The 643-nt window shown below is 50.9% G+C and carries 1 pseudogene; it reads left to right on the top strand.

What is annotated here, in order from left to right:
• Positions 1-643 (top strand): annotated as a pseudogene (locus tag O3633_RS10300) (adhesive domain-containing protein); the annotation flags it as partial.

The raw sequence follows: 643 nt of genomic DNA, 5'->3' as shown, positions 1-643 counted from the left end.
TGTTGAGGCTGATTCTGAAGCTGATGTTGATGCAGATTCAGAGGCGCTTGTTGAGGCTGATTCTGACGCACTTGTTGACGCTGATTCAGAAGCGCTTGTTGACGCTGATTCTGAGGCACTTGTTGATGCTGACTCTGAGGCGCTTGTTGACGCTGACTCTGAGGCAGACGTTGATGCTGACTCTGAGGCACTTGTTGAGGCTGATTCTGAAGCACTTGTTGACGCTGACTCTGACGCACTTGTTGAGGCTGATTCTGAAGCACTTGTTGAGGCTGATTCTGAAGCACTTGTTGACGCTGACCCAGACGCTGATGTGCTTGCTGACTCTGAGGCAGACGTTGATGCCGATTCTGAAGCCGATGTGCTTGCTGATTCTGACGCACTTGTTGAGGCTGATTCTGACGCACTTGTTGAGGCTGACTCAGACGCTGATGTGCTTGCTGACTCTGAGGCGCTTGTGCTTGCTGATTCTGATGCACTTGTTGACGCTGACTCTGAAGCTGATGTACTTGCTGATTCAGAGGCGCTTGTTGAGGCTGATTCAGAAGCCGATGTGCTTGCTGACTCTGAGGCAGACGTTGATGCAGATTCAGAAGCTGATGTGCTTGCTGACTCTGAGACAGACGTTGATGCAGACTCAGAA

Origin of the sequence: Streptococcus sp. 27098_8_22, assembly GCF_041432415.1 — a bacterium.
GTDB classification, from domain to species: domain Bacteria; phylum Bacillota; class Bacilli; order Lactobacillales; family Streptococcaceae; genus Streptococcus; species Streptococcus pseudopneumoniae_M.
This window is presented reverse-complemented; position numbering and strand designations above follow the sequence as displayed.